Source organism: Rhodococcus ruber NBRC 15591 (genome assembly GCF_001894945.1).
GTDB lineage: Bacteria > Actinomycetota > Actinomycetes > Mycobacteriales > Mycobacteriaceae > Rhodococcus > Rhodococcus ruber.
Window position 1 is genome coordinate 204,741 of the sequence record NZ_BCXE01000033.1, and the last position, 13,694, is coordinate 218,434.

The 13,694-nt window shown below is 68.8% G+C and carries 13 protein-coding genes; 9 read left to right on the forward strand and 4 right to left on the reverse strand.

The annotated features are described in order from the left end of the window. Position 1: 1 nt before the first annotated feature. Positions 2 to 793 (reverse strand): META domain-containing protein, encoded by a 792-nt coding sequence (locus tag RR3_RS19900; protein WP_026137785.1) that lies wholly within the window; start codon positions 791 to 793, stop codon positions 2 to 4. Between the two features lie 5 nt (positions 794 to 798). Beyond that, positions 799 to 1,428, reverse strand: a complete 630-nt coding sequence (locus RR3_RS19905; RefSeq protein ID WP_017680843.1) for a TetR/AcrR family transcriptional regulator — start codon at positions 1,426 to 1,428, stop codon at positions 799 to 801. A gap of 87 nt (positions 1,429 to 1,515) precedes the next feature. Between RR3_RS19905 and RR3_RS19910 the strand changes: the two genes are divergently transcribed. From RR3_RS19910 to nrdF, 8 genes are all read left to right on the forward strand, one after another. Then, positions 1,516 to 2,076 (forward strand): NAD(P)H-dependent oxidoreductase, encoded by a 561-nt coding sequence (locus tag RR3_RS19910; protein ID WP_017680842.1) that lies wholly within the window; start codon positions 1,516 to 1,518, stop codon positions 2,074 to 2,076. 140 nt (positions 2,077 to 2,216) lie between these two features. Further along, positions 2,217 to 2,765, forward strand: coding sequence for a 2Fe-2S iron-sulfur cluster-binding protein (locus tag RR3_RS19915; RefSeq protein ID WP_010594640.1), 549 nt, complete (start codon positions 2,217 to 2,219; stop codon positions 2,763 to 2,765). Continuing rightward, positions 2,762 to 3,751, forward strand: coding sequence for an FAD binding domain-containing protein (locus RR3_RS19920; protein ID WP_010594639.1), 990 nt, complete (start codon positions 2,762 to 2,764; stop codon positions 3,749 to 3,751). The genes RR3_RS19915 and RR3_RS19920 overlap by 4 nt, the downstream gene beginning before the upstream one ends. Then, a complete protein-coding gene (locus RR3_RS19925; protein ID WP_064066106.1) occupies positions 3,748 to 5,862 on the forward strand; it encodes a xanthine dehydrogenase family protein molybdopterin-binding subunit in 2,115 nt (704 codons plus the stop codon). The genes RR3_RS19920 and RR3_RS19925 overlap by 4 nt, the downstream gene beginning before the upstream one ends. Before the next feature lie 193 nt (positions 5,863 to 6,055). Then, positions 6,056 to 6,286 (forward strand): redoxin NrdH, encoded by a 231-nt coding sequence (locus RR3_RS19930; RefSeq protein WP_003936942.1) that lies wholly within the window; start codon positions 6,056 to 6,058, stop codon positions 6,284 to 6,286. 70 nt (positions 6,287 to 6,356) lie between these two features. Continuing rightward, positions 6,357 to 6,785, forward strand: a complete 429-nt coding sequence (gene nrdI / locus RR3_RS19935; protein ID WP_010594637.1) for a class Ib ribonucleoside-diphosphate reductase assembly flavoprotein NrdI — start codon at positions 6,357 to 6,359, stop codon at positions 6,783 to 6,785. A gap of 91 nt (positions 6,786 to 6,876) precedes the next feature. Then, the gene (nrdE, locus tag RR3_RS19940) at positions 6,877 to 9,042 is read left to right on the forward strand and encodes a class 1b ribonucleoside-diphosphate reductase subunit alpha (RefSeq protein WP_017680840.1); all 2,166 of its coding nucleotides are present in this window, start codon (positions 6,877 to 6,879) and stop codon (positions 9,040 to 9,042) included. Between the two features lie 44 nt (positions 9,043 to 9,086). Then, positions 9,087 to 10,094, forward strand: coding sequence for a class 1b ribonucleoside-diphosphate reductase subunit beta (gene nrdF, locus RR3_RS19945; protein WP_017680839.1), 1,008 nt, complete (start codon positions 9,087 to 9,089; stop codon positions 10,092 to 10,094). A gap of 73 nt (positions 10,095 to 10,167) precedes the next feature. On the opposite strand, the gene RR3_RS19950 is transcribed toward nrdF, so the two are convergent. Continuing rightward, complete coding sequence (locus RR3_RS19950) at positions 10,168 to 11,229, reverse strand: ABC transporter substrate-binding protein (protein WP_017680838.1); 1,062 nt, start codon at positions 11,227 to 11,229, stop codon at positions 10,168 to 10,170. A gap of 31 nt (positions 11,230 to 11,260) precedes the next feature. Next, positions 11,261 to 12,250: an ABC transporter substrate-binding protein gene (locus RR3_RS19955; RefSeq protein WP_010594633.1), complete on the reverse strand. Its 990-nt coding sequence runs from the start codon at positions 12,248 to 12,250 to the stop codon at positions 11,261 to 11,263. A 258-nt stretch (positions 12,251 to 12,508) separates the two neighbouring features. Here RR3_RS19955 and RR3_RS19960 point away from each other — a divergent pair. After that, on the forward strand, positions 12,509 to 13,694 hold a 1,186-nt coding region (locus tag RR3_RS19960), incomplete at its 3' end, for a cbb3-type cytochrome c oxidase subunit I (RefSeq protein ID WP_072786542.1).

A 13,694-nucleotide genomic window follows, 5' to 3' on the forward strand; every position in this document is an offset into this window, starting at 1 on the left:
GTCAGCGCGCGGTGTACCCGAGACCGGTGACGCCGTCCGCGGCGGTCAGTCGCATCTGCGCGCCCTCGACCGTGTAGCGCACCTCGCCCGACAGCACGGCCAGGACGGCCGACTCGATGTCTGCGAGCTCCGGGTCGGGGCACGCCGCGCGGGTGGTGGCCAGCGGCCCGAACGTCAACGCGGTGTCTCCGACGGCGGCGTTGCCCGTGAACCGGTTGCAGCCGGTGCTGCCCGAGACCGTGCCGTCGGCGGCGACGGTCAGCGTGGGCGCGGCCTTCTCGAGGACCCGGGAGGTCGAGACCGCGGTGGCCGTGACGAGCTCGGTGAGCACCCACTGCGTGCCCACGACGGGACGGTCCGGGTCGGCGACCGTGCGGTCGAGCAGTGAGACGGACACGTCGCCGCCGTCGAGGGTCAGCACGTCGCCGTCGAGGTGCCAGCGCGGCTGCGCGGCGAACAGGTCGGACAGCCAGGTGTCGGCGCCGTCGATCGGCGGCGGGCACGACATGAGGGTGCTGGCGAGCCGATCGGCGCGCAGCACCCCGTCGGCGAGATCGACCGCGCCCACCGACCGGTTGCAGCCGGCGGTCGCGGCGATCCGGCCCGACTCGGGGAACTCCACGACGAGGGGTCCGCCGCCGGGAATCGGTGGGCCCGACACCGCGGTGGAGACGAAGGCGCGTCCCGTGAGCACGGCGGGGTCCTGGGGCGCGGTGGCGGCGCCGTCGCCCGCGCAGGCGGCCGTCGTCGCCGCCAGGGTGAGGAGCACCGAGAGCCCGAGCGTCCGCAGCATGCCGGTCACCGTACCGTCCGCCCGGCGGCGGCCGGTGCCGTGACGACGCGGCGCGCGAGGTCCGCCCACCCGTCGGCGAGCCGGTCGAGCGAATACCCGAGATCGCGCCACTGATGCAGGACCAGGGTGGCCTCGAGGGGGGCGAACAGGGACTGGGCCAGCAGCGGCAGGTCGCCGTCGACCCCCGCGGTGCGCAGCAGGAACTCGATGTGGGTCAGGCTCACCGCGCGCGCCGGGGCGTTGAACCGGGCTTCGGCGGAGCTCTCGGCGGCCCGCAGCACCTCGCCCTGCACCTCCACGAGGCGGATGCGGGCCCGGCCGAACGCGACGAGCCGGTCGACGGGATCGGCGCCGGGGCCCAGGGGCGGGGGACCGGTGAGGAACTGCTGCTGCAGTGCCTGTTCGGAGTGGTCGAGCAGGGCACGCATGAGTCCCGCGCGGGAGCCGAAGCGCCGGAAGACGGTGCCCTTGCCGACCCCGGCGCGGGCGGCGACGGCATCCATCGTGACCGCGTCGACGCCGCGTTCGGCGACGAGGAGCGAGGCCGCCTCGAGGAGCCGGCGCCGGTTGCGGGCGGCGTCGCATCGTTCGACGCTCTCGTCCCCGGCGAGCGGCAGCAGCGGAATGTCCACCACGTCACAGTACCGCCCGGGAACATAAGTGGACCGCAGTCCGTTTATAGTGGCGTCAGACCCGGACACCCGAATCGAAGGAACACTCCCATGTCCCAGACCCGCGTTCTCGCTCTCGTCGGCAGCCTGCGCTCCGCCTCCGTCAATCGCCGCCTCGCCGAGACCGCGGCCGCCGTCGCGCCGCAGGGTGTCGAGGTCGCCGTGTACGAAGGCCTCGGCGAGGTGCCCTTCTACAACGAGGACCTCGACGGCGAGCCGGGCGCGCCCACCGCCGCCGAAGCGCTGCGCGTCGCGGCGAACGAGGCCGACGCCCTCCTGCTCGTCACCCCCGAGTACAACGGCACCATCCCCGCCGTCCTCAAGAACGCCATCGACTGGCTCTCCCGCCCGTACGGCGCCGGTGCCCTGGCCGGCAAGCCCGTCGCCGTGATCAGCGCCTCGCCCAGCGGCAACGGCGCCAAGTGGGCGCTCGAGGAGACCGTCAAGGCGCTCGGCATCGCCGGCGGCCGGACCGGCCTGCAGCTGTCCATCGCCGGCACCCTCGACAAGTTCGGCGACGCCCACCCGAAGGAGAACGCCGAGGTCGCCGGGCAGATCTCCGCGCTGCTCTCCGAGCTTGCCGCCGCGCGTCGCGAGCTCGTCGACGCCTGACCCGATCACGCCTCGGACGGCCCCGGACCGCGCGCGGTCCGGGGCCGTCGGTGTCTGTGCCCGATTCCCGTCCGCGGCCGTGATTGCCGGGGCATGCTGCGGGGAATACCTCGCCAGTCCCCATCGCGACGGAGGAGCCCATGGCGCACGAGAGCGACAGTCCCGGCGAACACGAGCACACGATCACCCTGCGCGTCGACGGCCGTGAGCGCCGCTGCACCGTCGACGTGCGCACCACGATCCTCGACGCCCTGCGCGACCGGCTCGGGATCTACTCTCCGAAGAAGGGCTGCGACCACGGTCAGTGCGGCGCGTGCACGGTCCTGCTCGACTCCCGGCGCATCGTGAGCTGCCTGTCGCTCGCAGTCGCCCACGACGGCGCCGACGTCGTCACCGCCGCCGGGATCTCGGACGACGGGCCGTCGCACCTGCCCCAGGCGTTCGTCGAATGCGACGCGTTCCAGTGCGGCTACTGCACGCCGGGCCAGATCTGCTCCGCTGTCGGCATGTTCGACGAGATGGCCAAGGGTGCCCCGAGCCACGTCACCGCGGACCTCACCCAGGATCCCGAGCCGACCGACGACGAGATCCGCGAACGCATGAGCGGAAACCTGTGCCGCTGCGCGGCCTACCCGAACATCGTCGAAGCGCTCCGGCACGTCGCGCGCGGGGAAGGACACTGCTCGTGAAGACGTTCCGCTACGAGACGCCCGCCGATCCCGCCGCCGCGGTTGCCGCGGTCGCCGGCCACCCGGGCGCCGCCTACCTCGCCGGCGGCACGAACCTGGTGGACCACCTCAAACTCGGGGTCACCGCGCCCGACGTGCTCGTCGACGTCTCCCGTCTGCCGCTCGACGTCGTCGCGGAGACCGCAGAGGGCGGGCTGCGGGTGGGCGCCAACGTGCGCAACAGCGACCTGGCCGCCCACCCGATCGTCCGCCGTCGGTACCCGGTCCTGGCCCGGGCCCTGCTGGCCGGGGCGTCCCCGCAGCTGCGCAACATGGCCACCACCGCCGGCAATCTGCTCCAGCGCACCCGCTGCGTGTACTTCCGGGACCCGTCGACCCCGTGCAACAAGCGCGCCCCGGGCAGCGGCTGCACCGCACTCGGCGGCTACACCCGCTACCACGCCGTCCTCGGCGCCTCCGAACACTGCGTCGCCACCCATCCGTCGGACATGGCGGTCGCGCTGCTCGCGCTCGACGCCGAGGTGACGGTGCTCGGCGCGCAGGGGGAACGGTGCGTTCCCGTCGAGCAGCTCTACCGGCTTCCCGGCGACAGCCCCGAGCGCGACACGGTGCTCGAGCGCGAGGAGCTGATCCTGCACGTCGAGATCCCCGCCCCCGAGGGCGCCGTCTCGACGTACCGCAAGGTGCGCGACCGGGCGTCGTACGCGTTCGCACTCGTCTCGGTGGCGGCGGATCTGACGATCGTCGACGGGCTGATCACGGGATGCCGCGTCGCTCTCGGCGGCGTCGCGCACCGGCCGTGGCGCGCCCACCGCGCCGAGCACGTCCTGCTGGGCAGCGCCCCCGGCGACGCTGTCTTCGCCGCGGCCGCCGACGCGGAACTCGCCGATGCCCGGCCCCTCGACGGCAACGAGTTCAAGGTGCCGCTGCTGCGCCGCACCCTCGTCTCGGTGCTGCGCGAACTCACCTCGGAGGCAGTCGCATGACCCCCTCGGCCCAGCGCCCGATCGGCACGTCGACGGCGCGGGTGGACGGCCCGCTCAAGGTGGCCGGCGCCGCGCCCTACGCGTACGAGCATCCGTTCGACGACCCCGCCTACCTCGTCCCGGTCACGGCGACCGTCGCGCGGGGAACGGTGACCCGCGTCGAGACCGCCCAGGCGCTGGCCCTGCCCGGCGTACTCGCCGTTCTCACCCCGTGGGATGCGCCCCGGCTGGCGGACACATCGGAGGCCGAGTACGCGGTCCTGCAGGACCCGGCCGTCGCCTTCCGGGGGGAGATCGTCGCCGCCGTGGTGGCCGAGACACCCGAGATCGCCCGACACGCCAGCGAACTGGTGCAGGTCGAGTACGAGTCCGCACCACACGACGTCGCGTTCCGGCCCGATCATCCGCGCAGTTATGCCCCCGAACAGGCCAACGGCGGCTATCCCACCGACTCGGAGCAGGGCGACGCCGCGGCGGCCGAGGTCGCGGAGCGCGACGGCGTCGTGGTCGACGGCTGGTACTCCACACCCGAGGAGCACAACAACCCGCTCGAACCGCACACCGTCGTCGCGGTGTGGTCCGGGGAGTCGTTGACGCTGTACGACTCCACGCAGAGCACCCACGGCGTCGTCTCCACCCTGGCGCCCGTGCTGGGTCTGCGCCCCGAGCAGATGCGGGTGATCAGTCCCTACGTGGGGGGCGGTTTCGGCTCGAAGGGGGCGCCGCACGCCCACGACGTCGTGGCGGCGATGGCGGCGCGCCTGCTGCCCGGCCGGGCGGTCAAGTTCGCGGTGTCCCGGCAGGACATGTTCGGCTACGTCGGGTACCGCCCGCCCACCGTCTCGCACGTCCGGTTGGTCGCGAGCCGGGAGGGGCGGCTCGAGGCGGTGGTACACGAGGCCTTCTCGCAGTCCTCGCACGTGCGTGAGTACGCGGAGCAGACGGCGGTGTCGTCGCGGGGGATGTACGCCGCGCCGTATCGGCGTACCTCGCACCGCATCGTCGCCCTCGACGTGCCTGCTCCCTACTGGATGCGGGCACCGGGGGAGGCGCCGGGGATGTTCGCGGGGGAGGTCGCGATGGACGAGCTCGCGGTGGCGTGCGGGCTGGACCCGATCGAACTGCGAGTGCGCAACGACCCGCCCGTCGACCCCGAGTCCGGACGTCCGTGGTCGTCGCGACGGCTGGTGGAGTGCCTGCGTGAAGGTGCGCGGGTGTTCGGCTGGGATCCGGCCGACCGCACCCCCGGCACCCGCCGCGACGGCCGGTGGCTCGTCGGCACCGGAGTCGCGGCAGCGAGCTATCCGCACCTGCTCAACCCCGGCACCGAGGTCACGGTCCGCCACGACGGTGACGGTCGCTACACCGTGCGCACGGGCGCCGCGGACATCGGGACCGGTGCGTGGACCGCGCTCACGCTCATCGCGGCCGATGCGCTCGGATGCGGACCCGAGGACATCCACCTCGAGATCGGTGACTCGGCCCTGCCGAACGCCACGGTCGCCGGCGGGTCCTCCGGCACCTCGTCGTGGGGCACCGCGATCGTCGCCGCGGCCCACGCCTTCCGCAAGCGGCACGGTGACCGGCCGGATCCGGGCGCCGAGGCCTCGGCGACGGCCGAGGAGAACCCCGCCCTCGAGCACTACCGAATCCAGTCGTTCGGCGCGCATTTCGCCGAGGTGCGGGTGGACGTCGACACCGGCGAGATCCGGGTGCCGAGGATGCACGGTGTGTTCTCGGTGGGGCGGGTGGTCAACCCCCGCACCGCACGTTCGCAGCTGATCGGCGGGATGTGCTTCGGCATCTCCATGGCGCTGCACGAGGAGAGCATCCGCGATGCCCGCACCGGGCACGTGGTCAACCACGATCTGGCGGAGTACCACATCCCCACCCATGCCGACATCGGTGACGTGGACGCGACCTGGCTCGACGAGGACGACCTGCACGCGACACCGATGGGGTCGCGCGGGGTCGGGGAGATCGGGATCGTCGGTAGCGCGGCGGCGGTCGTCAACGCCCTGTGGCACGCCACCGGGGCGCGGGTACGACGGCTGCCGGCGCGCCTCGAGGACGTGCTCCCGCACCTGCCCGACAGCGCTGCGGGCGAGTGACGACCTGGGAATATCAAGGCTGTAACTCACAACATCTCGCGTTCTATGATTCTGTCCGCCACTAGGTGTAGTGTCTAGAGCGCTGGAAGGCTTGATCGTTTCCGGTCCCTCGGGGAAGCGGGATCGCAGTGGTACGACGGGCCTCGAGGCACTGCTGTGCAGTCAGTCGTCAGGTTGCCGAAAAGGGGAAGCCATGAACATCACCGTCTACACCAAGCCTGCCTGCGTTCAGTGCAATGCCACCTACCGGGCCCTCGACAAGGCCGGTATCGAGTACTCCGTCGTCGACATCTCGGAGAACCCCGAAGCGCGGGACTACGTGATGGCCCTCGGTTACCTGCAGGCCCCCGTGGTGGTCGCCGGCGACGAGCACTGGTCGGGCTTCCGCCCGGACCGGATCAAGGCCCTCGCCGTCGCTGCCTGACCCCGTCGCGAGCCGACCCACCGCCCCTGCGGCCGGTCGCCGGACCCGAGCGAAGTGATGTGAGACATCCATGACCTCGTTGGTGTACTTCTCGAGCGCATCGGAGAACACGCACCGATTCGTCCGGCGACTGGGGTTGCCGGCCACCCGGATCCCGTTGCACGACCGGGACGGCGCCTTCGAGGTGCACGAACCGTACGTGCTGATCCTGCCGACCTACGGCGGTGGCACCACCGCAACCGGCCGGGACACGAATTTCGTGCCCAAGCAGGTGATCCGGTTCCTCAACAATCCGCACAACCGTGCGCTGATTCGCGGGGTCATCGCCGCCGGCAACACCAACTTCGGCGAATCCTATTGTTACGCCGGGGATGTGGTTTCCCAGAAGTGCAAGGTTCCGTACCTCTACCGGTTCGAACTCATGGGTACCGCCGAGGACGTCGAGCGCGTCCGGGAGGGCCTGACGCAGTTCTGGGCGCAGTCGTTGCAGTCGGCCTGACCGCGACCCCACCCGTCCACTCCATCAACGCTGCGCCGCCGTCGGGCTACGGGCGCGGCGAACCCGTCTACTCACAGTGGGAGCAAGCACCGTGACCGTCACCGATGCCGCGCCGGCAGCGAGCGCCAAGATCGACGAGTCCCTCAAGGGCCTCGACTACCACGCGCTCAACGCGATGTTGAACCTGTACGGACCCGACGGCGAGATCCAGTTCGACAAGGATGTCGCCGCCGCCCGCCAGTACTTCCTGCAGCACGTCAACCAGAACACGGTGTTCTTCCACAACCTCGACGAGAAGCTCGACTATCTCGTGGAGGAGAACTACTACGAACCCGAGGTGCTCGAGCAGTACTCCCGGCCGTTCGTCAAGCAGCTCTTCGAACACGCCTACTCGAAGAAGTTCCGCTTCCCGACGTTCCTGGGCGCGTTCAAGTACTACACCTCGTACACGCTCAAGACGTTCGACGGCAAGCGCTACCTCGAGCGGTTCGAGGACCGCGTCTGCATGGTCGCGCTGACCCTGGCCGCCGGCGACGAGCAGCTCGCGACCCACCTGGTCGACGAGATCATCTCGGGCCGGTTCCAGCCCGCGACCCCGACGTTCCTCAACTCCGGCAAGAAGCAGCGCGGCGAGCCCGTCTCCTGCTTCCTGCTGCGGATCGAGGACAACATGGAGTCGATCGGCCGCTCGATCAACTCGGCGCTGCAGCTGTCCAAGCGCGGCGGCGGAGTCGCATTGCTGCTCAGCAACATCCGCGAGCACGGCGCGCCGATCAAGCAGATCGAGAACCAGTCCTCCGGCGTCATCCCCATCATGAAACTGCTCGAGGACTCCTTCTCCTACGCCAACCAGCTCGGGGCCCGCCAGGGCGCCGGCGCGGTGTACCTGCACGCGCACCACCCCGACATCTACCGATTCCTCGACACCAAGCGCGAGAACGCGGACGAGAAGATCCGCATCAAGACCCTCTCGCTGGGCATCGTCGTCCCCGACATCACGTTCGAGCTCGCGAAGCGCAACGAGGACATGTACCTGTTCTCGCCGTACGACGTCGAGCGCATCTACGGAGTGCCGTTCGCCGACATCGACGTCACCGAGAAGTACTACGAGATGGTCGACGACAAGCGCATCCGCAAGTCGAAGATCAAGGCGCGCGAGTTCTTCCAGACCGTCGCGGAACTGCAGTTCGAGTCCGGCTACCCGTACATCATGTTCGAGGACACCGTCAATCGGGCCAATCCCGTCAAGGGCAAGATCACCCACTCGAACCTGTGCTCGGAGATCCTGCAGGTCTCCACACCCTCCACCTTCAACGAGGACCTGTCCTACAGCCATGTGGGCAAGGACATCTCGTGCAACCTGGGATCGCTCAACATCGCCAAGGCGATGGACTCGCCGGACTTCGCGCACACCATCGAGGTGGCGATCCGGGCGCTGACCGCCGTGTCGGACCAGACCCACATCTACTCGGTGCCGTCGATCGAGCAGGGCAACAACGACTCCCACGCGATCGGGCTCGGGCAGATGAACCTGCACGGCTACCTCGCCCGCGAGCGCATCTTCTACGGCTCCGAAGAGGGCGTCGACTTCACGAACATCTACTTCTACACCGTGCTCTACCACGCGCTGCGCGCGTCGAACCGGCTCGCCATCGAGCGGGGTACGTACTTCAAGGGCTTCCCCGAGTCGAAGTACGCCTCGGGCGAGTTCTTCGACAAGTACACCGACCAGGTATGGGAGCCGGCCACCGCCCGCGTGCGGCAGCTCTTCGCCGACGCCGGCGTGGCGATTCCCACGCAGGACGACTGGCGCGCGCTGAAGGCGTCGGTCCAGGAGCACGGCATCTACAACCAGAACCTGCAGGCCGTGCCGCCCACCGGGTCGATCTCGTACATCAACAACTCCACCAGCAGCATCCACCCGGTGGCGTCGAAGATCGAAATCCGCAAGGAAGGCAAGATCGGTCGCGTCTACTACCCGGCTCCCTACCTGACCAACGACAACCTGGAGTACTTCCAGGACGCGTACGAGATCGGGTACGAGAAGATCATCGACACCTACGCGGCGGCCACCCAGCACGTCGACCAGGGCCTGTCGCTGACGTTGTTCTTCAAGGACACCGTCACCACCCGCGACGTGAACAAGGCGCAGATCTACGCCTGGCGCAAGGGAATCAAGACGCTGTACTACATCCGGCTGCGGCAGATGGCGCTCGAGGGCACCGAGGTGGAGAACTGCGTGTCCTGCATGCTGTGACGAATCTTGCCGGTACACATCGAAACTCAGGTAGGGAAAGACAGATGACCTCCGCACCCCGCGCGCATTCGCCGTCCCACGGCGCCCACGTCAAACTCGTCGACCGTGTCTCGGCGATCAACTGGAACCGCGTTCCGGACGAGAAGGACTCGGAGGTGTGGGACCGTCTCACCGGCAACTTCTGGTTGCCCGAGAAGGTTCCGGTGTCCAACGACATCCCGTCATGGGGCACGCTCACCGAGTACGAGCAGGAACTGACCATGCGGGTGTTCACCGGTCTGACCCTGCTCGACACGATCCAGGGCACCGTCGGCGCCGTGTCGCTGATCCCGGACGCGGTGACCCCGCACGAGGAGGCGGTGCTCACCAACATCGCGTTCATGGAGTCGGTGCACGCCAAGTCGTACTCGAGCATCTTCTCGACGCTGTGCTCCACCCGCCAGATCGACGACGCGTTCCGCTGGTCGGAGGAGAACGAGAACCTGCAGCGCAAGGCTCAGATCGTCCTCGACTACTACCAGGGCGACAGTCCGCTCAAGCGCAAGGCCGCCTCGACCCTGCTCGAGTCGTTCCTGTTCTACTCGGGCTTCTACCTGCCGATGTACTGGTCGTCGCGGGCGAAACTGACCAACACGGCGGACATGATCCGGCTGATCATCCGCGACGAGGCGGTGCACGGCTACTACATCGGCTACAAGTACCAACGCGGACTCGAGCAGATCACCCAGGCCGAGCGCGACGAGCTCAAGGACTGGGTCTTCGAGCTGCTCTTCGAGTTGTACGACAACGAAACCCAGTACACCGCAGACCTCTACGACGAGGCCGGCCTCACCGAGGACGTCAAGAAGTTCCTGCGGTACAACGCCAACAAGGCCCTGATGAACCTCGGCTACGAGGCGCTGTTCCCCAAGGACGAGACCGACGTCAACCCGGCGATCCTGTCCGCGCTGTCGCCGAACGCCGACGAGAACCACGACTTCTTCTCCGGGTCGGGCAGCTCGTACGTGATCGGTAAGGCAGTCGTCACCGAGGACGAGGACTGGGACTTCTGATCCCCCACCCGCTGTGACCGAATGTCACATGGGTTCGATGTGATCGAACCCATGTGACATTCGGTCGTCGGGCTCAGTTCGAGTAGCCGTTGAGGGTGTTGCGTACGTCCGTCAGAACGGCTTTCGCGGCCACCGGGCCGGGCGTGGACCACACGAGGTCGTCCACTGCGAACAGCCGGCTGTCGGTGACCGCCCCGAGGTCGAGCCAGGCCTCGGAGTCCATCACCTCACTGCCGTGTGCGACGCCGTCCTCGCCGGCGAATCGGACGTAGATCAGGTCGCCCTCCGCGGCGGCCGGGTCGTCCTCGTCGAGCGGGGCGGCGGCACTCCCGTCCTGCACACCGAACCGCTGTGCGGGCGGGCGCGCGACGCCGGTGTCGGCGAGGACCTGGCCGGCGAACGACGCGGTGCCCTCGACGACCGCGCCGTCACCGGTGAACCGCACGATCGACGCCTGGGTCTGTGACGCGGTCGTCGCCGTGCCCACGTCCGTTGCGGTGGCGCGGTAGTCGTCGAGCACTCGGCCGGCCGCCTGTGAGCGCCCGAGTGTCTCTGCGGCGCGGAGGAACTGCTGCCGCCAGAACACCGGATCGGAGCCGACGAGCACCGTCGGAGCGACGTCGCCGAGGCGGCGGTAGAGCTCCGGGTCGGCCGAGGAGCCGAGGATCAGATCGGGCTCCGCACCGTCGATGAGCGCGACGTCGGGCGCCGACGTCGCGCCCACCGAGGGCAGTTCGGCGATGCCGGTGCCGAGGTACTCGGCACGGGCGACGTCGGTGGTCGTGCCGACCACGCGCTCCCACAGGCCCAGTGCGCACACCGCGTCCATCGCGGCAGCGTCGAGGACGACGATCCGCTGCGGGTCGACGGGCACCTCGGAGATGCCGCCGGTGTGGATCACCGATCGGGTGCCGCCGGCGGGCTGGCCCGGATCGAGGGGACTGGGTAGCGCGCACGCGGTCGTGGTGTCGCGTTCGATGCCGACGACGGCAGCCCCGGCGATGCGGGTGGTCGTGCGCACGATGCTGCTCGCCGGATCGTCGGTCGTCTCCGCGCATCCCGCCAGGCCGAGTGCCGCCACGGCAGTGAGGGCGACGGTGCACGTGACGGCGCGGGACCGGGACGCTGCGGGCATACGACCACTCCTGTCTAGGGGACGGTCCAGGTTAACTGGTGTGCGGATCGACCCCGAAAGCCTCGGCGAGGTCGTCGAGGATCTTGTGCGCGCCCTGGACGGACACCGGCGTCATCCAGAGGCTGTCGTCCACGTCGACCTTCCGGCCGCGCAGGTTCTGCCACAGCGGATTGGACAGGAACGGCTGCGCCGCCGCCTCGGACTTGCCCTCCCCGTCGCGGTACATGCTGACGAAGATCACATCCGCATCCGCCTCGCCGATGAGTTCGGGGCTGATCGCATTCATGATGCTGCTCGGATCGGCCGGATCGGGTCCCTGGCTCGCGGGCCGGGCCAGGCCGGCATCCTCGAGGACGATGCCGCTGAACGACGTGGTGCGGTAGAGGCGGGCGGTGGGCTCGCCGGCGAAGCGGACCACCGAGACGGTGGGGTTGCCGGCCGTGGCGTTGATCTCGTCGCCGATGGCTTTCGCCCGGGCCTCGTAGTCGGCGATCTTCTGCTCGGCGAGGTCCTCCTTGCCGAGGGCTCGCGCGGCGAGCCGGATGTTGTCCTTCCAGGTCGGTCCGGTGCTCTGGGAGAACACCGTCGGTGCGATGGCGGACAGCTTGTCGTAGTTCTCGCCGTCGCGCACGTCCGCGGACAGGATCAGATCGGGCTGCAGAGCGGCGACCTTCTCGAGACTCGCATCGGACACCGCGCCGACCGACGTCGCGTCCGCGGCGAACTGCTCGCGCGTGTCACCGAGGTAGTCGGGCAGGCCCTCGGTGCGGTAGTCGACGTAACCGACGAGTTCGGATTCGAGGAGCAGCGTCGCATCCGCATAGCTGGTGTCGAGCGCGACGACCCGAAGCGGCGGGGAGTCGAGAGTGGTCGTTCCGCGGAAGTGCTCGACGGTACGGGGGAAGCCCGCGGTGGCCGGGGCCTGCTCGGCCGTCTCGCCGGAGGAGCAGCCGGCGAGCAGCACGGCCGTGAGGGTCGTCGCGAGCGCGGCGATGCCGCGGCGCAGGGGGAGGGGGTGCACGGTGAACCTCGTCTCTCGGGACCTTCATACTTAGGAGACGCTTACCTTATGTCCTGGAGGAAACGGGAGGTGCGGGGGGTGGTGGACGGCCCCCGGGTTGCGTGGGTCACAGACCCCCGTGGGTATGCTCGAGGGCCGAGTACGACACTGAGTAGGACCCGGTGAGCGTGCGGTGGTCGCACCGTCTACGATTCGATCAGCGCAAGCCAGAGAACGTTCGCCTCGCACTGCGAGTCGAGCGCGCAATCAGGAGGATTAGTGACTGCCGTAGCGCCCCAGCCAGTCCCGGAGATAGCTGCAGCGAGGCCGTACCCGCCGCGGCAGGGACCCAAGGGCTCGTTCTTCTACAAGATGATCACGACCACGGATCCCAAGATGCTCGGGATCATGTACATGGTCACCTCGTTCGCGTTCTTCCTCATCGGCGGCGTGATGGCTCTGCTCATCCGCACCGAACTCGCGGTTCCGGGTCTGCAGTTCCTGTCGAACGAGCAGTACAACCAGCTGTTCACCATGCACGGCACGATCATGCTGCTGATGTACGCGACCCCGGTCGTGTTCGCCTTCGCGAACTACATCCTGCCGCTGCAGATCGGCGCCCCCGACGTCGCGTTCCCGCGCCTGAACTCCTTCAGCTACTGGCTGTACCTGTTCGGCGCCACGATCGTGACCGCCGGCTTCATCACCCCCGGTGGTGCGGCCGACTTCGGCTGGACCGCGTACAGCCCGCTCACCAGCGAGCTGCACTCGCCCGGCGTCGGCGGTGACTTCTGGGTCCTCGGCCTCGGTGTGATGGGTCTGGGCACCATCCTCGGTGCGGTCAACTTCATCACCACCGTGGTGTGCCTGCGCGCCCCCGGCATGACCATGTTCCGGATGCCGATCTTCACCTGGAACATCCTCATCACCAGCGTGCTGATCCTCCTGGCGTTCCCGCTGCTGACCGCTGCGTTCTTCGGCCTCTTCGTCGACCGCCACCTCGGTGGGCACATCTTCGACCCCGCCAACGGCGGTGTCATGCTGTGGCAGCACCTGTTCTGGTTCTTCGGTCACCCCGAGGTGTACATCATCGCGCTGCCGTTCTTCGGCATCGTCTCGGAGATCTTCCCGGTCTTCTCCCGCAAGCCGATCTTCGGCTACACCGGCCTGGTCTACGCGACCCTGGCGATCGCGGCGCTCTCCATCGCGGTGTGGGCGCACCACATGTACGCCACCGGCGCCGTGCTGCTGCCGTACTTCTCGTTCATGACGTTCCTGATCGCGGTGCCCACCGGCGTGAAGTTCTTCAACTGGATCGGCACCATGTGGAAGGGCCACCTGACGTTCGAGTCGCCGATGCTGTTCTCGGTCGGCTTCATCGTCACCTTCCTGTTCGGCGGCCTGTCCGGCGTCATCCTCGCCAGCCCGCCGCTCGACTTCCACGTGACGGACTCCTACTTCGTCA

Bases quoted from the DNA above. Each gene is read 5' to 3' on its own strand.
- RR3_RS19900 (WP_026137785.1), bottom strand. From the start codon at position 793: ATGCTGCGGACGCTCGGGCTCTCGGTGCTCCTCACCCTGGCGGCGACG.
- RR3_RS19910 (WP_017680842.1), top strand. From the start codon at position 1,516: ATGTCCCAGACCCGCGTTCTCGCTCTCGTCGGCAGCCTGCGCTCCGCC.
- RR3_RS19915 (WP_010594640.1), top strand. From the start codon at position 2,217: ATGGCGCACGAGAGCGACAGTCCCGGCGAACACGAGCACACGATCACC.
- RR3_RS19925 (WP_064066106.1), top strand. From the start codon at position 3,748: ATGACCCCCTCGGCCCAGCGCCCGATCGGCACGTCGACGGCGCGGGTG.
- RR3_RS19930 (WP_003936942.1), top strand. From the start codon at position 6,056: ATGAACATCACCGTCTACACCAAGCCTGCCTGCGTTCAGTGCAATGCC.
- nrdI (WP_010594637.1), top strand. From the start codon at position 6,357: ATGACCTCGTTGGTGTACTTCTCGAGCGCATCGGAGAACACGCACCGA.
- nrdF (WP_017680839.1), top strand. From the start codon at position 9,087: ATGACCTCCGCACCCCGCGCGCATTCGCCGTCCCACGGCGCCCACGTC.
- RR3_RS19950 (WP_017680838.1), bottom strand. From the start codon at position 11,229: ATGCCCGCAGCGTCCCGGTCCCGCGCCGTCACGTGCACCGTCGCCCTC.